The organism is Micromonospora aridisoli, assembly GCF_056150025.1.
On record NZ_JAXCFK010000002.1, the window covers coordinates 659,035 to 683,292 of the forward strand.

The window sequence follows — 24,258 nt, forward strand, 5'->3', positions numbered from 1 at the left end:
CGGTCGCGCTGCCGGTCGCGCTCACCCCAGCAGGTCGCGGCGCCGGTGACCGAACCGCCCGAGGGCGGCGGCGACCACCGTGATCCCGATCATGATTTTCGACGCCGTCCAGTGGGGCGGCTCGGCCGGGACGGCCGCGAGATGGGTGAACGGTGAGATCGCCGCCACCCAGCTCGGAAGGTCGGCGCTGTCGGCGAGCACCTGGAGCAGGAAGCCGCCGACCGAGGGCAGCGCACCGATGGCCGCGGTGGCCCGGGGCAGCCAGCCGATCGCCAGCAGCCCCGCGCCGAGGCAGAGCAGCACCACCGGCAGCACGTTCCAGGTGCCGGCCAGCGCGGCGGGCAGGGACAGCGGAGCGTCGACCACTCGGGCACCGGACCAGGTCGCCACCGCCGCCACGGTGAGCAGTACGGCCACTCCGGCGAGGGTGGCCAGCGTCTCGGCACCGAGCAGGCGGTTGCGGCTGAGCGGCTGTGCGTACAGCGACGTCAACCGGCCGTCCGTCTCGGCCGCCACGAACTCGGCGAGCCGGACCACGGCGAAGAGCCCGACCGGCACGGCGAGCAGGACGAACAGGGAGGCGGTGTAGCCGCGCACGCTGCCCAGCTCGGCGAAGCCGGCGTGGGCGGCCAGTTCGGCGAAGCGCGGATTGTCCGCCAGGAAACGGGTCATCGACTCCGCGAGCAGACCGATCAGCAGGAAGTACGCGCCGATCCCGGCCGACCAGCCGGCCAACGGGCGCAACAACCGACGTACCGCGAACTCCTCGGCCGTGCCGAGCAGCCACCGTCGGGGCGGCCGCCCGGCGGGTGCGGCGACCAGACCGCCCCGCACGTCGCGTCGCCCCGCCAGCGCCATCGCCACCGCGGCCGGCACCACCGCCGCGCCGGCGAGCACCAGCAGCGGCAGCAGCCGGTCGTCGTGGTAGGGGCGGGTGAGGGCGAGCAGACCGTACGGCGACAGCCAGCGCAGCCACCCGAGTGCCGCGACGCCCTCGCCGACCATCCGGGCCAGCAGCCCGACACCGAGCACGGCGAGGGCGACGCCGCTCGCCCCCACCCGGGTCGGCATCACCTGCGCGGTCAACAGCGCCACGGACACGGCGAAGAGCGCGATCAACGCGAGACCGGCGGAATACCGCAGCGCACCGGCCGCTGGTGTACCGGCCGCGACGAGCACCACAGCGGTGGCCGCCCCGGCCACCACCACGGCGGCGCACAGCACGGCGAGGTGCCGACCGAGCACGGCCGACACCGCCAACCGGCCGGCGAGCAGCAGATCCCACCGGCCGCTCTCCTCCTCGCCCCGGGTGACCCGGGTCGTGACCAGCACCCCCCACACGGAGAGCAGGACGGCCAGCACGGTGCCGGTCCGCCACACGGTGAACCCACCCGGGGTGTCCAACGCGAACGGCTCGCCGAAGAGGGTGCGGATCGCCGGGTTCTCGGCGAGCGCGGCCAACGCGGCGGCGTCGAGCGCGGTGCCGGCCGTGCTCTCGTACCCGGCCACGACGATGGCGGTGGTGCCGGCCGCGACCGCGGACACGACGAGCGCGCCCCGGCGGACCTGGCGCAGGGCGAGCCGGCTGACGGCGGCTGCGGCGGTGCGGGTTCCGGCGGAACCGATGGTGGTGGTCACCTACCGTTCTCCCCGTAGTAGTCCAGGAAGATCTCCTCCAGGGTGGGCTCGCGCATGGTGAGGGCGGTGATGTCGGCCCCGGCCAGTGCCCGCATCGCCGGGCCGGGTGGCCCGGTGAGGGTGAATCGCAGGGCGGCACCGTCGACCTGGACGCCGTCGACCCCCTCGACCCCGGTCAGCTCCGGCGCAGGACCGGTGAATCGCACCAGGACCTCGGTGCGGTGCAGCCGTCGCAGTTCGGGCATGGTGGCGACGTCGACGAGGCGTCCGGCGCGCAGGATGGCCACCCGGTCGCAGACGGCCTCCACCTCGGCCAACTGGTGGGAGGAGAGGAACACCGTGCTTCCGGCGTCGCGGGCCTCGGCGACGGCACGACGGAACTCGCGCTCCATCAGCGGGTCCAGGCCGGCGGTCGGCTCGTCCAGCACGAGCAGCGGGGCGCGGGTGGCGAAGGCGGCGACCAGCGCCACCTTCTGCCGGTTGCCGGTCGAGTAGGCGCGTCCCGGCTTGGACAGGTCGAGCGCGAACCGCGCCACCAGTTCGTCGCGGTAGGCGAGGTCAACGCCCGGCCCGGTCGAGCCGAGCAGCTCCAGGATCTCCGCGCCGGTCAACTGCGGCCAGAGCGTCACGTCGGCCGGTACGTACGCGATCCGCCGGTGGGCGGTGGCCACGTCGGCGGCGTCGGTACCGAAGATCGACGCCTGCCCGGCGGTCGGTCGGGCCAGGCCGAGCAGCAAGCGGATGGTGGTGGACTTGCCGGCCCCGTTGGGGCCGAGGAAGCCGAACACCTCACCGGCGGCGACGGTCAGATCGAGATCGTCGAGGGCGAGCAGGGAACCGTAGCGCTTGGTCAGCTGGGTGGCGCGGATGGCGGGCGGGTGCACGGCGGCCTCCGGGACGTTGGGGACACGACCGCCGACCAGGCTTCCCGGCACACCATGCTCACCGTAGTCCCGCACGGCAACGGCGGGAAGCCGGCAGATTGGCGGTGGGACGACGTTCAGGCGACGAGCGCGACGGTCATGACGGCGTACGTGCCGAGCAGCACGATCCCCTCGAAGCCGAGCCGCCCCCAGCCGCACGCCTGACGGACGAGCAGCCCGCCGAGCAGGGTGGCGGTCATGAACAGCGCGGTGGCGGTGACGAAGAGTTCCTCCGTACCGGCGGCGTGGTAGATCGACCCGCCCCGGTACGCGATGTCGCCGACGACGAGGTTGAGCGCGTCCAGACTGTTGCCGCCGAGGACGGCCGCGATCGCCAGGGTGGGCGCGCCACGCCGGACGGCGGCCACGGCGGTGACCGTCTCCGGCAGCGCGTTGACCGCGCCCATCAGGCTCGCGCCGATGAATCCCGCGCTGAGCCCGGTGACCAGCAGAAGACTCTCGGCGGCGAGCGCGATGACCCATCCGCCGCCGGCCACCAGCAGGCCGACCAGGGCGAACCGGCGCCACAGCCAGGCGGAGCGCCGACGATCCAGGTCGCCGTGCTCGTGCGGGACGTCGGGCAACGTCTCGGCGGTGGCGACGGCCTGCCAGGGCGGGCTGGCGCCGGCCCTGCGCACCAGATGCAGGCCGCCGACATAGCAGCCGACCATCGCGTACGAGGCGGGATGCAGGCCGGCCACGGTGGCCCCGGGCGCGAAGCTGCCCAGTAGGGCGAGCGACAGCAGGGCGATGAGCAGCGCACCGAAGAGCACGTTCGACAGCGATGCCGCCGCGTGTTCCAGGTTGGCCCGCCGATGGAAGGCGTCGGCCACGGCAACCGCGGTGGTCTGCGCGGCGATGCCGCCGACCGCGTTGCCGTAGCCGAGCTGGGGCTGGTCGCCGGCCGCGGTCACCGCCGTCATCACGATCCCGGACAGCGAGGTGGCCATCCCGAAGAAGACCGCCCCGAACAGCGCCTCACCCCAGCCCGTACGGTCGGCGAGGGTGTCGCCGAGCGCGACCAGCCGGACGCTGCCGAGCACGGTGACCGTCCCGGCGAGCAGGAACAGGCCGATGCTCCAGCCCAGCGGCCACGGAGGCGTCAGGACGTGCGCCACCGGCCGGGCATTCCCGGAAAGTCCCGTCCGAACCCGGGTTTCACCGACCGGCCGGCCGGCGCGGCCGCACGACCGCCAGCGGCCCGTCCGACATCCCTCGCGGGGTCGCTCAGCCGCCCGACCGGACGAGGACCGACGGTGACTCGTCACCGGTGCCGGCCGGTGGCGCCGATGGCGGGGCCGCCGGGACGGCGTCCGCTCGTCGACGTTTCACGGCCGGATGCTCCGGGTCGCCGGTCTCGCCGCGCCAGTGGGCCAGCCGTCCGGCCCGGGCGACCGCCCGCAGACGGCGCTCCGCACGTTCCCGGACGTGCGGCGTGGTGACCACGAGCAACTGGTCCCCGTGGCGCAGTCGGGTCTCCGGTTCGGGCACGAAGGCGGTGCCGTCGCGGACCACGAGGGTGATCGCGGCCGGTGGAGGCAGCCGCAGCTCGCGGATGTGCACGCCGTGCAGCCGGGAGTCGGGCTCTACGTTGAGGTGCAGCAGGTCCGCGTCGATGGCGTCCAGCGGTGCCGACTCGACCTGGAGGTCCGGGCCGATCCCGGCTGAGCTGAGCCGCAGCCGCGTGGCCAGCCACGGCAGCGTGGGAGCCTGCACCAGGGTGAAGACCACGACCAGCACGAACACGATGTTGAACAGCTGTTCGCTGCCGCCGACCCCGGCCACCACGGGAATGGTGGCCAGCACGATGGGCACGGCACCACGCAGCCCGGCCCAGGACAGCAGCACCTGTTCGCGGAACGGAATCCGGAAGGGCAGCAGCGTGACGAGCACCGACAGCGGCCGGGCGAGCAACAGCAGCACCAGACCGACCGTGAGCGCGGGCAGGATCGCGGCGGGTAGCTCGCTGGGGTTGGCCAGCAGGCCGAGCATGACGAACAGCCCGATCTGCGCGATCCAGCCGAGCCCTTCGGCCACCGACACGGTGGCCCGACGGTGGGCCAGGCGGGCGTTGCCCAGGATCAGCGCGGCGAGGTAGGCGGCGAGGAAGCCACTGGCCTGGGCCAGCCCGGCGGCGGCGAAGGCGAGGATGCCGCAGGCGAAGGTCGCGATCGGGTAGAGGCCCGAGGCGGGCAGGGTGAGCCGGCGCAGGAACCAGACTCCGGCGGTGCCGATCGCGACGCCGACCGCGCCACCGACGCCGAGCTGGTAGACCATCTGTACCAACAGTTCCAGTGGGCTCGTCGCGGTCAGGTTGGTGGCGCTGAAGGCGAGCACCAGGATGACGGTGGGTGCGTCGTTCAGCCCCGACTCGGCCTCCACCAACCCGGCCAGCCTTCTGGGTAGCGGCAGGGTACGCAGCACCGAGAAGACGGCCGCCGCGTCGGTGGAGGACACCACCGCCCCCAGCAGCAGGGCCAGTTGCCAGGAGACGTCGAGCAGCAGGTGCGCACCGAGGGCGGTGACCCCGACGCTGATCAGCACGCCGACGGTGGCGAGCGCGGTCGCCGGGGCGAGTACCGGCCGGATGTCGGAGAACCGGGTGGTGAGGCCACCCTCGACCAGGATCACCGCGAGCGCCGCCGTGCCCAGCGCCTGGGCCAGGGCGGCGTCGTCGAAACGCAGGCCGAGCCCGTTCTCCCCGATCAACAGTCCGACGCCGAGGTACGCCAGCAGCATCGGCACGCCCACCCGGGTGGCCACCCGCGCCGCGGTGACGCTCACCAGCACGGTCGCTGCCGCAGCGATCATCAGCAGGTAGACCTCCTGCAGGGTCATCCCGGAACCCGTCCCAGCCGCCGTCCACCCATGCTTCCGCTCCCTCAAGCTCGCACCGCAGTTGGGGACGACGCCGGCCCCGCCCCCACGGGCCGCACAGCCGTCGCCCACCCGGCTCTGCCGGACGGACGACCCGTGCCACGGCGTGTCCGCCGCTCACGTTACCGGGCGACCTGGTGTCGAACGCTCAGCGTGACGGTGAGCCGAAGTGCGGTGGGACTCGCGGACCGCCTGCGGGGGTGGGTGTCCGAGTGAGCGACCATGACCCGGCCACGCGTACGACGAGGAGAGCGGGAGTCGGCTCATGAGCGGCGGAACAGCACAGGGGACCGATCGGCTGGAGGCGTGGGAGCGGGTCAGCGCCGCTCCGCTCACCGTGCTGTCCGTGCTGTTCCTGGTGGTGTACGCGGCACCGATCCTGCGTCCCGACCTGGACCCGTCGTGGCGGGCCGCCTGTGCCGCCACGACCGTGGTCGTCTGGTTGCTGTTCTGGGCCGACATCGTCGTACGGCTTCGGCTGGCCGGTGATCGACGGAGGTTCCTCCGGGAACACCTGTTCGATCTCGTGGTACTGGCGTTGCCGATGCTGCGACCGCTGCGTGCCGTACGCCTGATCATGGTGGTGCTGACCATCAACCGCCGCACCGAGGTGTGGGCACGCGGCCGGCTGGCGGTGTACGTCGCCGCCACCACGGCGCTGCTGGTGCTGGTCTCCGCGCTGGCCGTGCTGGACGCCGAACGACTCGCGCCCGAGGCCAACATCACCACCTTCGACGACGCGTTGTGGTGGTCGACGGTGACCATCACCACCGTCGGCTACGGGGACCACTACCCGGTGACCACCATGGGACGGTTCGTCGCTCTCGGCCTGATGATCGGTGGTATCGGGCTGATCGGTTTCGTCACGGGTTCGCTGGCGACCTGGATCGTCGAGCGGGTCTCGGCCGGCGCCGACAAGCCGGCGGCGGCCACCGCCGACGACCTGGCCGCGCTGCGTGCCGAGATCGCCGCCCTACGGCGGCGGCTCGACGCCGACCCGGCCGAGCGGAGCGGCGGCTGAACGTCACCGCTCAGCTGAACGTCACCGCTCGGCTGGGGCGTGATCAGGCGTTCCGGCCTGCCGGACGGGGTTCGTCCCGGAAGATGGTGGGCGCGGCGTCCGGCCGGCCGCCGGTGCGGAGGCGGCGATCGGGCCGGCGGCGCGGGTCCGGTTCTCTGATCGTCGGCGGGGTGACGGTGACGCTCGAACAGTCGGCTGGAACGTCGCGATCCGAAGAACACCACGGCATGTCCGCCCACGAGGTGGTGCTGCTGCTGGAGACGGATCCGCAGCGCGGTCTGAGCGACGCGGAGGCCGCCCGGCGGCTGGAACGCTACGGCCGCAACGTGCTGCCCGCCGCCGGTGGTGGTGGCCTGCTGCGTCGGATCCTGCGGCAGTTCCACAACCCACTGATCTACGTGCTGATCGCCGCCGGTCTGGTCACCGCGGTCCTCGGCGAGTACGTCGATTCGGCGGTCATCTTCGGGGTGGTGTTGATCAACGCCGCGATCGGGTACGCCCAGGAGTCACGGGCCGAGGCGGCGCTGGAGAGCCTGCGGTCGATGGTGCGTACCGAGGCACGGGTGATCCGCGACGGCGAGCAGCGGACGATCTCCTCCGAGGAACTGGTCCCCGGTGACCTGGTGGTGCTGGAGGCGGGCGACAAGGTTCCGGTGGACCTGCGGTTGGTCCGGCTGGCCGAGTTGCGGGTCGACGAGTCGGCGCTGACGGGTGAGTCGGTCCCGGTCGACAAGCTGGAGGCGGAGCTACCGGTCGGCACTCCCGTCGCCGACCGGCGCAACATGGTCTGGTCGGGCACCCTCGTCGCGGCCGGCAGCGGCGCCGGGATCGCGGTGGCCACCGGCGCCGAGACGGAACTCGGGCAGATCCACCGCCTGGTCGGCACGGCGGAGGCGCTGGCCACGCCGCTGACCCGCAAACTGACCAAGTTCAGCAAGATGCTGACGGTGGTCATCCTGGTGTTGTCGGCGGTGACCTTCGCGGTCGGCCTGCTCCGCGGCCAGGACGCGGTCGAGACGTTCACCGCGGCCGTGGCGCTCGCCGTCGGCGCGATACCCGAGGGGCTGCCGGCGGCGGTCACGATCACGTTGGCCATCGGGGTGACCCGGATGGCCCGCCGCCGGGCGGTGATCCGTCGCCTGCCGGCGATCGAGACGCTGGGCAGCACGACCGTCGTCTGCTCCGACAAGACCGGCACGTTGACCGAGAACCAGATGACGGTCCGAGCGGTCTGGACGCCGGACGCCGGGTTCGAGGTGACCGGCTCCGGCTACCGGCCGGAAGGGGAGATCCGCGACGACGGCCGGGGCGGCGAGGCGCTGCGCTGGTCCCTGCTGGCCGGTGCCGGCTGCAACGACGCCCGGGTACGCGAGCAGGACGGCGAGTGGCTGCTGGCCGGCGACCCGACCGAGGGCGCCATGCAGGTGGTCGCGGCGAAGGCCGGGATCGACCATGACCGGCTGTCGGCCGACTATCCGCGCCGGGACACCATTCCGTTCGACTCGAAGCGGCAGTACATGGCGACGCTGCACGACGAGCGGGCCACGGGCCGTGCGGTGGTGCTGGCCAAGGGCGGTGTCGAGCGGATCGTCGCGATGTGCCGGGGCGAGATGGGCGCCGACGGGGAGATCCGCCCGCTGCGCGCCGACGACGCCCTGCGGGCGGCCGAGGAGTTGGCCGGTCGTGGGCTGCGGGTGCTCGCCACCGCCGTCCGACCGCCGGACGGCCCGGACGACGGTTTCGACGAGGTCGCCCTGCCCGGCACCCTGGTGCTCACCGGACTGCAGGCGATGCTCGACCCGCCCCGCAGCGCCGCCGCCCCGGCGGTACGGGCGTGCCACACCGCGGGCATCGACGTCAAGATGATCACGGGGGACCACGGGGCGACGGCCGGCGCCATCGCCGGCCAGCTCGGGCTGCTCGACGCCGACCGGCGGGACACGGTGGTCACCGGCACGGACCTCGACGGGCTGCCCGCCGAGAGGTTCGCCGAGGAGGTCGACCGCGCCACCGTCTTCGCCCGGGTCTCCCCCGAACAGAAGCTCCGGCTGGTCGAGACGCTTCAGCAACGCGGTCACGTGGTCGCGGTGACCGGCGACGGGGTCAACGACGCCCCGGCGTTGCGACAGGCGAACATCGGCATCGCGATGGCCCGCTCCGGCACGGAGGTGGCCAAGGAAGCGGCCGACATGGTCCTCACCGACGACGACTTCGCCACCATCGAGGCCGCGGTGGAGGAGGGACGGGGGGTCTTCGACAACATCACCAAGTTCATCGTCTGGACGCTGCCGACGAATCTCGGCGAAGGACTGGTGGTGCTGGTCGCCATCGTGCTGGGCGCCACCCTGCCGCTGCTGCCCACCCAGATCCTCTGGATCAACATGACCACCGCGGTCCTGCTCGGCCTGATGCTGGCCTTCGAACCGAAGGAGCGGGGCATCATGCAACGGCCACCCCGCGATCCGGCCCGGCCGCTGCTGACCGGTGCGTTGGTGATCCGGATCCTGCTGGTGGCCGCGTTGCTGGTGGCCGGCGCGTGGTGGGTGTTCCGCTGGGAGTACGCAAACGGCGCCGACGTCGCGCAGGCGCGGACCGCCGCGCTGAACCTCTTCGTCGCGGTCGAGACGTTCTACCTGTTCAGTTGCCGGTCGCTGACCCGTTCAGCGTGGCGGATCGGCTTCTTCTCCAACCGCTGGCTGCTGCTCGGCGTGACCGCGCAGGCCCTCTGCCAACTCGCCATCACGTACCTGCCACCGATGAACACGATCTTCGGCACCGCTCCGATCGGGCCGGACGTGTGGTTGCGCATCCTGGCCGTCGGGGCCGTCGCCGCCGTCGTGGTCGCCGTCGACAAGCGGTTGCGCCACAACCTCGGCTGAGCTGCTTCACCGGGCAGGTTGAAACCGGTCACAGTGAGAGGACGGCGTGCGCGACGGCGAAGTAGATGATCAGACCGGTGGCGTCGACCAGGGTGGTCACCATCGGTGCCGACACCACGGCCGGGTCGATGCGTAGCCGTTTGGCCAACAGCGGCATGGTGGCACCGACCGTGGCGGCCCACGCGCAGATCACCACCAGGGAGATCCCGACGACGAGGGCGATCTGCCCGCCGACCACCACCGCGCCGACCGCCAGACCGACCAGTGCCAGCATCGTGCCGAGCAGCAGACCGACCCGGGACTCCCGCCAGATGACCGCCGGCAGGTCCGAGCCGCGCAGCTCGCCGAGGGCGAGGGCGCGTACCGCGGAAGTGGTGGCCTGTGCCCCGGCGTTGCCGCCGGTACCCACCAGCAGCGGAATGAACAGGGCCAGTGCGGTGACCTGTTCCAGGGTGGTCTCGAAAACCTGGAGGACGTTCACGGTGAGTACCGAGGCGATGATGAGCAGCAGCAGCCAGGGCGCCCGGGAGCGGGCCAGCCGCCACACGCTGACCGCCATGTAGTGGCCCGGCCACGGCGCGGTACCGGCCTGACGGGCCACGTCCTCGGTGTCCGCCGCCTCGATGATCTCCACGGCGTCGTCGATGGTGAGCAGGCCGACGAGCCGGTCCTCGCTGTCGACCACCGGCAGGGCCAGCGTGTTGGTCTCCCGCATCAGCCGCGCGGCGTCCTCGGCCGCGTCCGTGGCGCGTACCCGGGGCACGTCGGCGCCGACCAGCTCGGCCACCGGCGCGTCGGCGGGACTCAGCACCAGGTCGCGCAGCTCCACCACGCCGACCAGGCAGCGACCCGTGTCGACCACCGGCAGCACGTAGACCGTCTCGGCGGCGGCACCCTTCTGCCGTACCACCGCGAGGGCCTCGGCGGCGGTGAGCTGCCGGGGCAGCGCGACCGTCTCCGGCGTCATGATCTGCCCGACCGACCCGGCGGGGTAGCCCAGCAGTTCGGCGGTCATCTGCCGTTCGTGCGGTGACAGCCCGGCCAGCACCCGCTTGGCGACCTTGGCCGGCGCCTCGGTGAGCATCCGGGCCCGGTCGTCGGGGTCCATCCGCTCGACCAGATCGTGGAACGCCAGGTCACGCAGGCCCATCAGGATGCTCTGCTGGTCGACCGGCTCCAGTTCCTCGAAGACCGCGAGGGCGCGGTCCTTGTCCAGCAGCCGGAACGGCACTCCGGCGGCGACGCCGTCGAGCCGGGCGAGCGCGTCGGCGATCTCGTGTGGCGGATGCTCGTCGAGCCACTGGCGGATCAGACCCAGGTCGTTGCGCTCGACAAGCTGCTGCAAGGTCATTCGATCACCTCCGCCGGCTGCGCCGTCATCGTCGGGTACCCGGAACCTGGCCGGCTGGATGATCCAAACCTACCCGCCGTACGTCGACGGCGAACCCGGTGAGGTCAGGCCCACAGCGCCTCGGCGAGGGTGACCCCGACGAACGCGGCACCCAACGCGGCGACGACGCTGACCCCGGCGTTGACCAACGCGTAGAAACGAGCACCGTCCTCGAACAGTCGAACCGTCTCGTAGCCGAAGGTCGAGTAGGTGGTCAGCGCTCCGCAGAGGCCGATGCCGAGGAGGGCGACCAGAGTCCCGGGTACCGCACCGACGGCGGCGCCACCGATCAGGATCCCGAGGATGAGCGAGCCCACCACGTTGACCGCGAAGGTCCCCCAGGGGAACACGGAGTCGTGACGCGTCTGCACCGCCCGGTCGATCACGTAGCGCAGCGGCGCGCCGAGGGCGGCGCCGAGCGCCACCAGGAGCACGGTCATCCGGCGCTCCGGAGCCGGCGCACGCCCGTGGCCAGGCGGGTCAGGGTCATGCCCAACCAGACGGCGGCGAGGGCGGCGGCGAGGGTGCCGGCGAGATACAGCAGCCCGGTCCGCGCCGCGCCGGCCGCCACCGCCTGCTGCACCTCGACGGCGTACGTCGAGAAGGTGGTGTAGCCGCCGAGAACACCGACACCCAGGAAGGGCCGGACCAGCCGGGGGGCGGTCCACGCCTCGGTGATCAGCACCATCAGTACGCCGATGAGCAGGCAGCCCGAGACGTCGACGGCGAAAGTGGCCCAGGGGAAGCCGCGCGGCGGGTGCGGAAAGGCCACGGCCAGCCCGTGTCGCACCACCGCGCCGACCATGCCGCCGACGGCGATGGTGCCGAGCAGGCTGACGGTCCCGCCCCGCAGTTCGGCGCGTTGGCGGGGGACATGCAGGTCGACATCCGGGTCGATCGGCGGTCGCTCTGGTCGCACGGTCGCTCCCTACCAGCAGATGTGCCCTGGCAGGGACCGTTGGCGGCGGACGCCGCAGTTGTCCCGCTGCACAGCGGGGCGGCGGGCCCCACCGCCGCGGGCACCGTCGCGGGGTGCCCGTGGCGAGGATAGCGCCGCGACCGGGCCACCGCGCACCGGCGCGGGTAGGGTTCCGCCGGTGACCGTGCTGCGCTCCGTGCTGCTGTTCGCCCTGGCCGCGGTCGCCGAGATCGGTGGCGCCTGGCTGGTGTGGCAGGGCTGGCGGGAACACCGGGGGCTGTGGTTCGTCGCCGCCGGGGTGCTCGCCCTCGGCGCGTACGGCTTCGTCGCGACCTTCCAGCCCGATCCGAATTTCGGCCGCATCCTGGCCGCGTACGGTGGCGTCTTCGTCGCCGGCTCGCTCGCCTGGGGGATGATCTTCGACGGCTTCCGCCCCGACCGGTGGGACCTCACCGGCGCCGCCATCTGCCTGCTCGGCGTCGCCGTCATCATGTACGCCCCGCGTGGCGCCTAATCACTTACCACTACGGTGACGCGATGCGCGTCCTGTTCGCGAGCCTGGCCTCGGTCGGGCACACCTACCCGCTGATTCCCGTGGCCAGGGCGGTTCGCGACGCCGGGCACGAGGTGTACTTCGCGGCCGGCGAGGCAGTACACGCCCCGTGTCGTGGTCCGGCCGTGGGTTCCGCAGGCTGACCTGCTGCGGTACGTGGACGTGGTGGTGCATCACGGCGGCAGTGGCACGACGCTCGGTGCGCTCGCCGCCGGCGTACCGCAACTGGTCCTGCCACAGGGCGCGGACCAGTTCGCGAACGCCGAGGCGCTCTGCGTCGCGGGCGCCGGTCTGCGGCTGACCCGGATGAGGTGAGCGTGGACGCCATCACGGCGTACGCCCGCCGGCTGCTACCCGGCCGCAGTGACCATCGGGATGCGGCGTGGATGCTGGCCAGGGAGATCGCCCGCATGCCCTCGCCCGAGCAGGTAGCCCGCCGACTGCCGGAGTACGCCGGGGGACGGTGATCGGGACGCTGTCCGGTGCCGGGCGGTTCGGCGCGCCGACAGGGCTGGACCACTGCCGCATCGGCGGTGACTATAAGTAGCTGGTCGGTCGCCTTTGGCTATCTCGGCGGTTTCCGTTCCTCGGCGGCGGCGCCGCCGTCCGGCGGGGGCGACGGCCAGTTGTCGCCGACCCCCGGGAGGTACCCCCATGGCCGCCACGTCGACCCGGCGTCGTGACCGAGCGCAGCAGGCCGGATCGTCGGGCGGAGAATCGGTGCTCCCCGAGATGCGGGCCATGTGGTGGGAGACGGGGATGCGGGCGCGGACCCAGGCCGGTCTGCTCGCCGTCTTCGCCGAACTGCCCAAGCTGATCTGGGCGGCCCTGCGGATCAGCTGGCGGGCCGACCGGTCACGTACCTCGGTGGTCGCGGTGGCGACGGTCGGTGCCGGCGTGATGTCGGCGTTCGGCCTGCTCGCGACGCAGCGGGTGCTGGTGGAGTTGTTCGCCGGCGGCCCGACCGGGGACAAGGTGGTGGCCGCGCTGCCGGCGCTCGCCGTGCTGGCTGCCGCGACCGCGACGCGTTCCGGCATGGCGATCGCCACCGGGTACGCGCTGAACGGACTGACCCCGAGGGTGAGCCGGGAGGTCGAGCGAGGGCTGTTCGAGGTGACCACGGCGGTGCGACTGGAGGCGTTCGACGCCGACGCGTTCGCCGACGACATGGAACGGGCCTCCCGGGGCACCGATTCGGCGGTCGACCTGGTGCCCGCCTCGATGAACCTGCTCGCCGGGCTGGTGGGGGTGGTCGCGGTGACCGTCGCCGTGGTGGTGATCCATCCGCTGCTGCTGCCGGCGCTGCTGGTGGCGACCGTGCCGAACGCGTGGGCGTCGCTGCGGGCGGGACACCTGCGGTACCAGACCTACATCGCCGGTTCGGTCCGGCGACGCCGGATGTGGCTGCTGCACCGGCTGATGGCCGAACGGGCCTCGGCGCCGGAGTTGCGCTCGTACGGGCTGCGCCGGTTCCTGCTGGACCAGTACGACCGGGTGATGGCGGTGGAGACCGACATCGAGCTGGCCCTGGCCCGTCGGGTCACCACGACGGTCACGGTGGGTTCGATGATCGGCGGCGTCGCCACCGCCGTGGTCTACGTGCTGCTCGGGTTGCTGCTCATCGACGGGCAGATCCCGCTCGCGGCGGCGGCGACCTGCGTGATCGCGGTACAGGCGGCGCAACGTTCGTTGGCCGTGGTGACCTTCCAGATGGACCGCGTCTACACCGAGGGCCAGCACTTCCGCGACTACACGGGGTTCATGACCCGGGCCGCCGCCTATCTGCCGGAGCAGGTGGAGGCGGCACCACCGGACCGGCTGCGCGTGCTGACCGTGGACGGGGTGAGCCTGCGCTATCCGGACCGCGACACCCCGGCGGTCGATCGGGTGACCCTGACCGTCGAGGCGGGGCAGACGGTGGCCTTCGTCGGGGAGAACGGTTCCGGCAAGAGCAGCCTGGCCGCGATGATCGCCGGCCTGCGTACGCCCAGCGACGGGGTGGTCCGTTGGAACGGGCAACCGTTGCCGGAACTGGACCGCGACGAGTTGCGCGCCCGCATCGCCGTGGTGACCCAGGAGTACCACAAGTGGCCGTTCACCGCCGCCACGAACATCGCCATCGGCGACATCGACGCCGAGGCCCGACAGGACCGTATCGAGGAGGCCGCCGCCCGCGCCGTCGCCGACGAGATGATCCGCGAACTGCCCCACGGGTACGAGACGCTGCTCGACCGCACGTTCGCGAAGGGGCAGGATCTCTCCGGTGGGCAGTGGCAGCGGATCACCGCCGCCCGGGGGTTCCTCCGCGACGCGGAACTGCTGGTGATGGACGAGCCGTCGTCCGCGCTCGATCCGCGGGCCGAGGACGCGCTCTTCCAGGCCATCCGTGATCGGCGTGGCCGCGCCACCACCATCCTGATCACGCACCGACTGGCCAACGTGCGGCACGCCGACCGGATCTTCGTGCTGCACCATGGTCGCCTGATCGAGGAGGGAAACCACGACGAACTCGTCGCCGCCGGTGGCCGCTACGCCGAACTGTTCACCCTCCAGGCCGCCGGCTACGCCGACACCGACCGTCCCGCACCGCGACAACACCCGTACCCGGCCCCGGGGTGATCCGGCAGGACCGACCGGCAGCCGCGCGGATCGTCGCCAGTACCGTCCGGTCAACGCGAGCGGGTGGAGCGACGGCCGAGTGTGGCCAGGGCGACGCCGATGGTCAGCAGCACCAGGGCGAGGGCCAATGGCGCAACCGGGCCGGAGCGGGATCCGGTGACCGGGAGGGGCTGTTTCGACGGATGCGGGCTGGGCGTGGGGCTGCCGGTCGGCGCCGGCAGGACCTCGAACGTGACCCGGGTCGACCCGGCCGGCGCGGAGGCCGCCGGTGCGTCAGGCGTGCCGCCGCTCGGTGCCACCGCGGCGCTCACGGCCGTCGACGGACCGAGGGCGAGTGCGACAGCCACCACCAGGCCGACGGCAGGCGCGAGGGCCCGACCCCCGGGCACCTGGCGGCCCGGCCCGGCAGACCTCGCCCTGCGAACTCGGACCACCATCACGACCTCCAAGCGGGCGTACGGGACCGGTCCCGGGTCGCGGCTGTCGGGACCCGATCGAGCGTGAGTGAAACGCGAATCTCATCCTATATGTCCATTTGTGGAGGAAGTTCGGGTTTCGTCATCTCGGGCCGGTGCCGCTGCGGTCCGCCACCCCCGTGCCGGGCTGGCCCGGCCACGCTCACCGCCCGGGGTCGCCTCCGCTGGCGATCCGGCGACGCAGCAGGAGCGCCCCGGCGGCGGCCACCAGTACCAGCACGACCCCGCCGCCGGCCAGCAGCGCCATCGTGCCCGGGCCACCCGACGAGTCGCTCGCGGCCGGGCTGGCCGCCGCGGCGGAGGTGGTCGGCTCGACGCTCGGCGTCGCCGGTGGTGGCTCCACCGGCTCGCTCGTCTCCGGCGTGGGGGTGGGTTCCGCGGTGGCGGCCGGGTCGGCCACGGTGAAGGTGTACGAGCCCTGCACCGGGTGCCCGTCAGCGGAGACCACCCGGTACGCGACCGTGTAGACGCCGTTGGCCAGCGTCGACTCGATGGCGACGGTGCCCTTGGTGCCGCTCACCTCCGGCTCGCCGGTGGGCACCTGCTGCTTCTCGGCGTCGCTGAGGGTGATGGTGGTGAATGACGGGTTCAGCTTCTGCATGAACTCCAGGGTGATCCTGCCGGGCGCCTTTCTGAGTTCGGCGTCCTGTGCGGGAGTGGCCTTGCGCAGCACGTTGTGGGCGTACGCCGGCGGGACCGGCCCGACCAGCAGGGCGACGACGGCCAGCGTGGCGGCGACCGCGCCGGCGGAGGACAGCCGGCGGAGGCGGATGGACATGTGGTCATTCTCCTCGTCAGTCGAGCAACTGCTGGCCGACCCAACCACCCTCAGGACAGCCGGGTGGGACGGCGAATACAGCGGAGCCGATGGGAGTGGTCCACTCGTTGAGCAGATCCCGCTCGGCGAGCCGGCGCTGGATGGGTAGGAACTGGGTGGCGATGTCGGCCTGGTAGGCCGCGAAGATCAGCCCGCTGTCCGCGGTGCCGTCGGCGGCGGGTACGCCATCGTAGTTGTAGGGGCGGCGCAGGATCCGGAACCGGTCGTCGGTGACGTGCGCCCGGGTGAGGTGGGAAAAGTCCGGGATCACCGTCAGCCCGTCAGGGCCGAGCGCCGCGAAGTCCGGCTCGTCGTGTTCGAGCGTGCCGGTCAGCGGGGAACCGCTGTCGAGCCGCCGACCAACGGCCAGTTCCCGGTCGGTGCGACCGAGCAGGTCCCAGGTCTCCAGGTTCATGCTGATCCGTCGAACCACCAGCGTGGTGCCGTTGCGCAGCCAGTCAGGGCCCTCATCGATCCAGACCGCGGTCTCCACCGGTCTGCCCGGCTTCGGGTTGGCGGTGCCGTCGAGCTGCCCGAAGAGGTTGCGTTGGGTCCGGCCCGGCTCGGCGCCGGCCGCCCGCCGGAAACCCTGCTGTACCCACCGCACGGTGGCGAACGGTCGGCTGTCCTTGATCAGGACCCGCTGGGCGTGCGCGACGGTGATCGGGTCGTCCGCGCAGATCTGCGCCAGCAGATCCCCGCCGGACCAGCGGGGTTGCAGCCGGTCGATCGGGAACGGGGGCAGCTCGACCACGGAGGGTGGGCGGCGGTCCTCGAGACCGGCGGCGGCGAACAGGCCCGGACCGAAGCCGAAGGTGATGGTGAGTCGGGCCGGCAACAATCCCAGCTCGGGCTCGGTGTCGGCGAGCGCGGGACGACCCTGGGTGAGGCGGGCGGCGTCGTCGGAGAGCAGTCGCAGCAACCGTCCGAGGGTGGCCCGGTCGCTGCCCGGTCGCAGGGTGAGGGCGACGAATGCGGCGTGTGCCTGGGGCTCGGTGACGACCCCCGCCTGCCGTTCGCCGTGGAACGGCTCGACTGCCTCGCCGACAGCCGCCACCGGTGTCCGTTCCGGCTGGCGTTCGGACGGCTTGGCGCGGGTGGTGGCCACCGCGGCGGCACCGGCCAGCGTGCCACCGGCGGCCAGTGCACCGCCGGTGAGCAGGCCGCGCCGGCTCACCGGCCGGCCGGTGGGTGTCACGGCGCTGGGCTGTGGCTCGCCGGCGTGGGGGAGGCCGGCTCACCGTGTCCGGGGGCGTAGCTCTCCTGTGCACCGGTGAACGGCTTTGCCACCGCCCGGAACGTCTGGCTCCGGCCGTCGGCGAAGGTGAGGGTGAAGGTCAGTTCGTCACCGGCTCGCACCGGCCGGGCGAGGTCCATCAGCATCAGGTGGTCGCCGCCCGGCTCCAGCTTGTACTCGGTCCGTGCCTTGATCAGCACGCCGCCCTGCTTGGCCCGCATGACCATCTTCCCGTCCGCCATGGCCATCTCGTGCACCTCCATCGGCGACACGTCGGCGGTGGCGCCGGTGATCGTGACGTCGCTGTCGCTGTCGTTGACCAGCGTGGCGAACGCCGCGGTCATCCCCTCGTCGGCGGCCTTCACCCACGGGTCGCGTACGCCCAGCACGCCGGCCTCGACGGTGGCGTCGGCGGCGGCCGTGGCGGACGGCGTGGGGGTGGCCGACGTGTTCCCGGATGAACCGCAGGCGGCCAGCGACACAATGAGGACAGCCCCGGTGAACAGAACCGCCGGGCGCAGCAGCTGGCGAGGTAGGGCGCTGGACATTTCTGTTCCCCTCGAAGAGCGATGTCATGAGGTTGGTCGGTCGGTGCCGCCCGGAAGTTCCACCGAGCCAGAGTTGCCCCGGTCACCCCCACGTCCTCGTCGTGGCCGCCGACCGAACCGGCGGAGCGGTTACAGTTCGGCCGTGTCCGGGCGACAGCAGGTACGGGTCTGGTCCCCCTCGGTCGACGGGATCACCGAGGTGCTGCACGCGAGGTTCACCGACCACGCCTACCCCATGCACACCCACGACAGCTGGGCGCTGCTCGTGGTCGACGAGGGGATCGTCCGATACGACCTGGACCGCCACGAGCACGGGGCGTTCCGGCAGGTCGTCACGCTGTTGCCGCCGAACGTGGCGCACAACGGCGCACCGGTCACCTCGCAGGGATTCCGCAAGCGGGTCCTCTACCTGGCCGCCGGGCAGCTCGGCGAACGTCTCACCGGCCGCGCCGTGGACCGGCCGACCTTTGACGACGGACCGCTACGTCAGCGGATCGACCTGCTCCACGCTCGGCTGATCGAGCCGGGCGACGAGTTCGCCGCCGAGGTGCACCTGGCCCTCGTCGTCGAGCGGCTGCGGGCCCAGTTGCGCCACCGGACGCCGGTCGTCGCGCCGGTTCGGGATCCGAGGATCGCGTGGCGCCTGCGCGACCTGCTGGACGAACGCTTCGTGGCGGGGATGACCCTGGCGGAGGCCGCCGGTCTGCTGCACGCTCACCCGACCTACCTCGTGCGCTCCTTCTCCGCGGCCTTCGGCATCGGCCCGCACCAGTACCTCGTCTCCCGCCGGGTGGATCTCGCCCGCCGGTTGCTCCGCGAGGGCGTACCGGCCGGGGAGGCGGCCGCCACGGCCGGCTTCCACGACCAGTCGCACCTGAGCCGGCACTTCAAGCGGATTCTCGGCTTCAACCCCGGCCAGTACGCCCGTCAGCGGCGGGTCACGGGTGCATCCGGGCACCCTTGAGGACCTTGTCCACGGCATTCTTCGGGCCGTACACGGCCAGACCGACGAGGTCGAGCTGGTCGCGTCCGACGGCACGGACCGCCGCCCGGTTGTCGCGGTCGTTGCCGGTGCGGAACAGGTCCGCGGTGAAGACCGACAGCGGCAGCCCGCGGGCCACGGCGCGCTGGTGGGCGGCGGTCATCGTCTCCCTGGTGCCGGCCAGGACCAGCACGGGCTGCCGGAACATCGGCAGGTAAGGGGTGTCGTCCGCGTCGGCGTACGGCTCGCCGATCACCTCGGGTGCGACCTGGCCGATGCCGCTGACCAGGAACGCGGTCATGTTCACCCGCTGCCAGGTCGGCAGGTCGTCACGGACCAGGACTGCGATCTTGGTGTCGAAGCGCACGGGATCGGTGGCGGTTTCCATGCCGTCGAGTCTGGGCCGGGTGGCCCTCGCCGGTCTTGTACGAAACTTCCCTGCTCCGGCCACTCACTCCGGTGGGCGCAGTTCGACACGACGGAGCAACTGGGCGTTGAGTGCGACCACGATGGTGGAGGCCGACATCAGCACCGCGGCGACCGCCGGGCTCAGCGCCACGCCGGCCCAGGCCAGGACCCCGGCGGCGAGCGGCAGCGCGACCACGTTGTAGCCGGCGGCCCAGGCCAGGTTCTGGAGCATCTTCCGGTACGCGGCCCGGGACAGTCGGATCACGCCGGTCACGCCGCGTGGATCGGACGAGGCGAGCACCACCCCGGCCGACTCGATCGCCACGTCGGTGCCGGCGCCGATCGCGATACCCACGTCCGCGCGGGCCAGCGCGGGCGCGTCGTTGACCCCGTCGCCCACCATGGCCACCCGCAACCCGCGTCGTTGCAACTCCGTCACGGTGTCGTCCTTCTGCGCGGGCAGCACCTCAGCGAAGACCTCGTCCTCACCCGGACGGAACCCGAGGTCGGCGGCGACCGCCTCGGCGACCGGACGCGCGTCCCCCGTGATCATCACGATCTTGCGGATGCCCTGGGTGCGCAGGTCGGCGACGGCCTGCCGGGCCTCCGGGCGCACCTGGTCGGCCAAGGCGAGGGCACCCAGCACGACGGCCCGGTCGTCGCGCAGCCGCAGCAGGTAGAGCACCGCCGCGCCGCGGCGCGACCAGTCCTGTCGGTTCTGGTCGAGCTCGCCCGGGACCGCGACGTCCAGCTCCCGCAGCAGCGCCGGGCCGCCGACGGCGTAGGTCACCCCGTCGACCTCGGCACGTACCCCGCGACCGGTCAGCGAGTGGAATCCGGTCGCCGTGCGTGGCTTCCCCTGCTCGGCGGCGGCGGCCACGATCGCCCGGGCGAGGGGGTGCTCGCTGTCGGCCTCCACCGCCGCCGCGATGGCGAGCACCTCCGGTTCGGTCGTGCCGGTGCCGGCGGCGACGTCGGTGAGGACGTGCTCGCCTCGGGTCAGCGTGCCGGTCTTGTCGAACAGCACCGTGTCCACCGTGCGCATCCGCTCCAGGGCCAGCCGGTCCTTGACCAGGATGCCGCCCTTGGCGGCCACCGCCGTGGAGAGCGCGATGACCAGCGGGATGGCCAGGCCGAGCGCGTGCGGGCAGGCGATCACCAGCACCGTCACCGTACGCACTACCGCCTCGTCCACATTGCCCAGCAGCGACCAGACCACGACGGTCAGCACGGCGGTCGCGGTGGCGATGTAGAAGAGCCAGGCGGCAAACCGGTCCGCCAGCACCTGAGCCCGGCCACTGGACTGCTGTGCCTGAGCCACCAACCGTTGGATGCCGGCCAGCGCGGTGTCGTCGCCGACCGCCTCGATCCGGACCCGCAGCGCCGCGTCGGTGGCCACCGTGCCGGCCACCACCCGGTCACCGGCCGCACGCGGCACCGGCCGCGACTCACCCGTGATCATCGACTCGTCCATCTCGGCCCCACCGTCGACCACGGTGCCGTCCGCCGGTACCCGTGCACCGGGTCGGACCAGGACCACGTCACCGACGCCCAGGTCCGTCACCGCCACCCGGTGCGGCTGCCCGTGCGGGTCGAGCCGTTCCGCGTCGTCGGGCAGCAGAGCCGCCAGCGCCGACAGCGCGCCCCGCGCCTGACCGATCGCCTTCATCTCCTGCCAGTGGCCGAGCAGCATGATCGTCACCAGCGCGGCCAGTTCCCACCAGAAGTCCAGGTCGAAGGCGCCGAACGAGGTGGCGAGCGACGCCACGTAGGCGACCGTGATCGCCATCGCGATCAGCAGCATCATCCCTGGCGCGCGGTCCCGGACCTCGCGTACCGCGCCGTGGAGGAAGGGCCAGCCACCGTAGCCGAAGACCACCGTGCCGAGCACCGGACCCACCAGGCCGATCCCGGGAAAGTCCAGCTGGTAGCCGAGCCAGTCCATCACCATGTGACTGGTGACCACGATCGGCACGGTCAGCGCCAGGCTCAACCAGAACTTGCGGCGGAACACCGCCGGATCGTGTCCGGCGTGCTTGTCGTGTCCGGCGTGCTTGTCGTGGCGGCCGTGCCGCTCCTCGTGATGTCGGGTGTCGTCGTGGGACATGTCATCGCCTCCCACCCATCACCATATACCCCACGGGGGTATTCATCGGGTGATGTCTGTCGCCCGCTGCGCGCGACTGGCCAATAACAAGATCGGTCGGTCCGGACGTCCTCCGTTCCTCCATTCATCCAAGACGATCGGATGAACTTGTTTCGCTGTCGTGTTTCCGGTTGATGTCCGAGACGCCAGTCAACCCTTGGACGGGCGCGCAGGAACCTAGAGGTGAACCGATACATCGTGGTAGGAATGCGCTCTGACGTGGGCAGGGATGCCCACACTCCACCATGTAACCGGCGTGCCCGTCGGTTCCTGCTGAGATCAATGTCGATGAGGCAAGGGGGCGGAGTACGCCGGTGACACGTGCGACAGCGGCAGTGCCTACCCATGCCGAAGCGCGCCGGGGATGGCTGGCCCGGGGCAGCATCGTCCGTCTACTGCGGTTACTGGTGGCCGTACCGTTGATCGCCGTGGTGGGCTTCGCCGGTTTGGCCCTCGAGGGAACGGTCCGGCAGGTGCTCAACGCGGGCACCGTGCACGACGTCGTCACACTCTCCACCCAGGCCGGCGCGTTGGCCCGCGCCCTACAGGCCGAACGCGTGATCGCGGCGGTCGAACTGACCACCCAGAGCCAGGCCGCCAGCGCCGCCTTCGACGATCAGGTGGGACGTACCGACTCCGCGATTGTCGAGTTCCAGCGACTCAGGGCCGAGGTGACGGCCGACAACTCCGCCCTGGAACGGGTCGATGCCGGCCTGACCGCGCTGGGCACGGTACGCGAACAGGTTCGCTCCAGCCCTCGTGCCACCCTCTCCGCGATCGCCTTCAGCTACCGCATCCTCGTCGCGGACCTGCTCGCCTTCCGCGCGTCCGTGGCCACCGACACCTCGACGCGCATCGCCGACGACGTCCGGGCCGCGGCGGCCATCTCCGAGGCCGGTGAGGCGATCGGTCAGCTTCAGGTCATCGTGCTGCGTAGCCTCGCCGGGGGTGAGCTGACGCCGGCCGGACAGCAGGAGATCGTCGGCGCCCAGGCCCGGTACGCCGAGGCCAGCAACGCCTTCCTGGCCCTGGCCGAGCCGGGCTGGGCGGCCAGCTGGGAGCAGATCGGTACCGACCCGCCGGTCGTCGCCGCGCAGCGGCTTCTGGACCAGGTCGGCCGGACGCTGCCCGGTGGACGGCTCGCCGTGGACTCGACCCCCTGGGTCGAGGCGACCGACGGTTGGGTCAGCCGGATGTTCCGGATCCAGAGCGACGTGGACGCCGCCGTGGCCGACCGGGTGTCGGCAGAGCGGGGGCAACTGCTTCGCAACGCGCTGTTGCAGAGCGTCGGCATCTTCCTGGTCCTGGCGCTCACCGCGGTGCTCACCGGTGTGGTGGCTCGCCGAATCACCCGCCGACTGCGGTCCCTGCGCAACACGGTGACCAAGGTCGCGTACGACCGGCTGCCGGCCGTGGTGCGGGAACTCAGCGCGGCCCCGCCCGGCAGTGTCCAACCCGATGAGGTCGCCGACCGGTCGGTGTCGGAGTTCCGGATCACCGGTTCCGACGAGATCGCCGAGGTGGCGACCGCGACCCGGGCCCTGCACCGGGAAGCGGTCCGAATCGCGGGTGAACAGGCGGTGATGCGAGCCAACATCGCGGAGATCTTCGTCCATCTGTCCCGACGCGAGCAGCGGCTGGTCGACGCGATGCTCGCCCAGGTCGACGAGGTGGAGCGCGACGAGGCCGACCCGGAGCGGCTCCAGCAGCTCTACCAACTGGACCATCTCGCCACCCGGATGGCCCGGATCAACCAGAGCCTGCTGGTGCTCGGTGGCTCCGGCATCTCCCGGGTACGCCAGGAACCTGTCCCACTCGACCACGTGCTCCAGGCCGCGCTCTCCCAGATCGAGCACTACACCCGGGTCCGGATCGGCACAGTGGACAAGGAACTGTCGATCGCCGGCACCGCGGTGGACGAGGTCGTGCACCTGGTCGCCGAGCTGCTGGACAACGCGACCGGATACTCCCCGCCGGAGGCGGAGGTACTCGTCACCGGGCACGCACTCACCGACCGGGCGATCGTGCAGGTGGTGGACCAGGGCGTCGGGCTCTCCAGACAGCGGTGCGAGCAGCTGAACGCGGCGCTCGCCAACCCGTCGGCGGTCGACGTGTCGGGCGTGCGGGCCATGGGCCTCACCGTCGTCGCCCGGCTGGCCGCCCGGCACGCCGTCAAGGTCGAGCTGCGTCCCGGACCAACCGGTGGCACTGTGGCCGAGATCGTGTTGCCGGCGGCGATCGTGGTGCGTCGACCGATCGAGCAGCCGGAACCGCCCGCGCCCGAGCTGCGCCGAACCCGGCCCTCCGCCGCCGGAGGCCGGCCGGCTGTGGCCTCCACCGCCCGCGCCAACGGTCCCGTGGCCGGCTTCGACACCGCCATGCCGAGCGCCGGGAGGGCCCCGGCCGGCGTCGGCGCGCGTGCGAGCGCCCCGGCGGCGTCCAGCTCGAAAGCCTCGCGTCCGGTGCCCGCGCCCCTGTTCCAGCCAGCGGTCCAGTCCAGCTCGCCGGTGCCGGTCGGACCGACGGTGAACGGCTGGTTCAAGACCGCCATGGACGGCGACTCGGTTGCCGTCATCTGGCCGGCCGACGCGGGCGAGAAGTGGGCGGCCACCACGACCGCACTGTCCACCCAGGTCGGGTTGCCACGCCGCGTGCCGCAGCCGCACCTCGTCCCCGAGGCGCAGCAGCCGAGCGCTGACCCGCCACGGAAGCTGGACCCGGCGACCGTGGCGGCCGCGATGTCGGCGTACGCCAAGGGCGTCGCCGGGCACCGGGCCCCCAACTCCTTCTGACGCTGATAGTCCAACCCCTCCCCGATCTGGAGC

The 24,258-nt window shown here is 72.2% G+C and carries 22 protein-coding genes; 9 read left to right on the forward strand and 13 right to left on the reverse strand.

The genetic code is table 11. From position 1 onward, the window contains the following. Positions 1–21 precede the first annotated feature (21 nt). The 4 genes from SM447_RS06590 to SM447_RS06605 form a co-directional block, all read right to left on the reverse strand. Entirely contained in the window at positions 22–1,638 is a 1,617-nt protein-coding gene (locus SM447_RS06590; RefSeq protein ID WP_474571805.1) for an ABC transporter permease, read from the reverse strand. Then, positions 1,635–2,573: an ABC transporter ATP-binding protein gene (locus SM447_RS06595; RefSeq protein ID WP_474571806.1), complete on the reverse strand. Its 939-nt coding sequence runs from the start codon at positions 2,571–2,573 to the stop codon at positions 1,635–1,637. Before SM447_RS06595 ends, SM447_RS06590 begins: the two co-directional genes overlap by 4 nt. A 65-nt stretch (positions 2,574–2,638) precedes the next feature. Next, positions 2,639–3,679: a sodium:calcium antiporter gene (locus SM447_RS06600; protein WP_474571807.1), complete on the reverse strand. Its 1,041-nt coding sequence runs from the start codon at positions 3,677–3,679 to the stop codon at positions 2,639–2,641. Between the two features lie 109 nt (positions 3,680–3,788). Then, on the reverse strand, positions 3,789–5,399 hold the full coding sequence (locus tag SM447_RS06605) for a potassium/proton antiporter (RefSeq protein ID WP_474571808.1): 1,611 nt from the start codon (positions 5,397–5,399) through the stop codon (positions 3,789–3,791). Between the two features lie 304 nt (positions 5,400–5,703). Between SM447_RS06605 and SM447_RS06610 the strand changes: the two genes are divergently transcribed. Together SM447_RS06610 and SM447_RS06615 are read left to right on the forward strand one after the other, a co-directional pair. Beyond that, a complete protein-coding gene (locus SM447_RS06610; protein WP_474571809.1) occupies positions 5,704–6,459 on the forward strand; it encodes a potassium channel family protein in 756 nt (251 codons plus the stop codon). Positions 6,460–6,686: 227 nt separating this feature from the next. Next, positions 6,687–9,338: a cation-transporting P-type ATPase gene (locus tag SM447_RS06615; protein WP_474571810.1), complete on the forward strand. Its 2,652-nt coding sequence runs from the start codon at positions 6,687–6,689 to the stop codon at positions 9,336–9,338. 28 nt (positions 9,339–9,366) lie between these two features. On the opposite strand, the gene mgtE is transcribed toward SM447_RS06615, so the two are convergent. The 3 genes from mgtE to crcB (SM447_RS06630) form a co-directional block, all read right to left on the reverse strand. Beyond that, on the reverse strand, positions 9,367–10,689 hold the full coding sequence (gene mgtE, locus SM447_RS06620) for a magnesium transporter (protein ID WP_474571811.1): 1,323 nt from the start codon (positions 10,687–10,689) through the stop codon (positions 9,367–9,369). A 104-nt stretch (positions 10,690–10,793) separates the two neighbouring features. Further along, the gene (gene crcB / locus SM447_RS06625; protein ID WP_474571812.1) at positions 10,794–11,168 is read right to left on the reverse strand and encodes a fluoride efflux transporter CrcB; all 375 of its coding nucleotides are present in this window, start codon (positions 11,166–11,168) and stop codon (positions 10,794–10,796) included. Continuing rightward, on the reverse strand, positions 11,165–11,647 hold the full coding sequence (gene crcB / locus SM447_RS06630; protein ID WP_474571813.1) for a fluoride efflux transporter CrcB: 483 nt from the start codon (positions 11,645–11,647) through the stop codon (positions 11,165–11,167). The genes crcB (SM447_RS06625) and crcB (SM447_RS06630) overlap by 4 nt, the downstream gene beginning before the upstream one ends. Positions 11,648–11,825: 178 nt before the next feature. Here crcB (SM447_RS06630) and SM447_RS06635 point away from each other — a divergent pair, with 178 nt between their 5' ends. The 5 genes from SM447_RS06635 to SM447_RS06655 all read left to right on the forward strand — a co-directional run bounded on the left by SM447_RS06635 (position 11,826) and on the right by SM447_RS06655 (position 14,819). Beyond that, positions 11,826–12,161, forward strand: a complete 336-nt coding sequence (locus tag SM447_RS06635) for a YnfA family protein (RefSeq protein ID WP_474571814.1) — start codon at positions 11,826–11,828, stop codon at positions 12,159–12,161. A gap of 23 nt (positions 12,162–12,184) precedes the next feature. After that, on the forward strand, positions 12,185–12,343 hold the full coding sequence (locus SM447_RS06640; RefSeq protein WP_474571815.1) for a hypothetical protein: 159 nt from the start codon (positions 12,185–12,187) through the stop codon (positions 12,341–12,343). Then, a complete protein-coding gene (locus SM447_RS06645) occupies positions 12,315–12,515 on the forward strand; it encodes a glycosyltransferase (RefSeq protein ID WP_474571816.1) in 201 nt (66 codons plus the stop codon). The genes SM447_RS06640 and SM447_RS06645 overlap by 29 nt, the downstream gene beginning before the upstream one ends. A 2-nt stretch (positions 12,516–12,517) precedes the next feature. Further along, positions 12,518–12,667 (forward strand): hypothetical protein, encoded by a 150-nt coding sequence (locus SM447_RS06650; RefSeq protein WP_474571817.1) that lies wholly within the window; start codon positions 12,518–12,520, stop codon positions 12,665–12,667. 274 nt (positions 12,668–12,941) lie between these two features. Further along, a complete protein-coding gene (locus SM447_RS06655; protein ID WP_474571907.1) occupies positions 12,942–14,819 on the forward strand; it encodes an ABC transporter ATP-binding protein in 1,878 nt (625 codons plus the stop codon). 50 nt (positions 14,820–14,869) lie between these two features. Here SM447_RS06655 and SM447_RS06660 read toward each other — a convergent pair whose 3' ends face one another. From SM447_RS06660 to SM447_RS06675, 4 genes are all read right to left on the reverse strand, one after another. Beyond that, positions 14,870–15,169 carry a hypothetical protein gene (locus SM447_RS06660; RefSeq protein WP_474571818.1) on the reverse strand — a complete coding sequence of 100 codons (300 nt, stop codon included), beginning with the start codon at positions 15,167–15,169 and terminating at the stop codon, positions 14,870–14,872. Positions 15,170–15,437: 268 nt separating this feature from the next. Next, complete coding sequence (locus SM447_RS06665) at positions 15,438–16,073, reverse strand: copper resistance CopC family protein (protein WP_474571819.1); 636 nt, start codon at positions 16,071–16,073, stop codon at positions 15,438–15,440. Between the two features lie 16 nt (positions 16,074–16,089). Next, a complete protein-coding gene (locus tag SM447_RS06670; RefSeq protein WP_474571908.1) occupies positions 16,090–17,289 on the reverse strand; it encodes a Dyp-type peroxidase in 1,200 nt (399 codons plus the stop codon). Between the two features lie 17 nt (positions 17,290–17,306). Continuing rightward, positions 17,307–17,897, reverse strand: a complete 591-nt coding sequence (locus SM447_RS06675; RefSeq protein ID WP_474571820.1) for a copper chaperone PCu(A)C — start codon at positions 17,895–17,897, stop codon at positions 17,307–17,309. Positions 17,898–18,039: 142 nt separating this feature from the next. Between SM447_RS06675 and SM447_RS06680 the strand changes: the two genes are divergently transcribed. Beyond that, on the forward strand, positions 18,040–18,861 hold the full coding sequence (locus SM447_RS06680; protein ID WP_474571821.1) for a helix-turn-helix transcriptional regulator: 822 nt from the start codon (positions 18,040–18,042) through the stop codon (positions 18,859–18,861). Here SM447_RS06680 and SM447_RS06685 read toward each other — a convergent pair. Together SM447_RS06685 and SM447_RS06690 are read right to left on the reverse strand one after the other, a co-directional pair. Continuing rightward, the gene (locus tag SM447_RS06685) at positions 18,836–19,267 is read right to left on the reverse strand and encodes a DUF2000 family protein (protein WP_474571822.1); all 432 of its coding nucleotides are present in this window, start codon (positions 19,265–19,267) and stop codon (positions 18,836–18,838) included. The two genes, SM447_RS06680 and SM447_RS06685, sit on opposite strands and share 26 nt — an antisense overlap. Before the next feature lie 63 nt (positions 19,268–19,330). Next, positions 19,331–21,394, reverse strand: coding sequence for a copper-translocating P-type ATPase (locus SM447_RS06690; RefSeq protein WP_474571823.1), 2,064 nt, complete (start codon positions 21,392–21,394; stop codon positions 19,331–19,333). Between the two features lie 446 nt (positions 21,395–21,840). On the opposite strand from SM447_RS06690, the gene SM447_RS06695 reads away from it, so the two are divergent. Further along, positions 21,841–24,225, forward strand: coding sequence for a sensor histidine kinase (locus SM447_RS06695; RefSeq protein WP_474571824.1), 2,385 nt, complete (start codon positions 21,841–21,843; stop codon positions 24,223–24,225). Positions 24,226–24,258 lie beyond the last annotated feature (33 nt).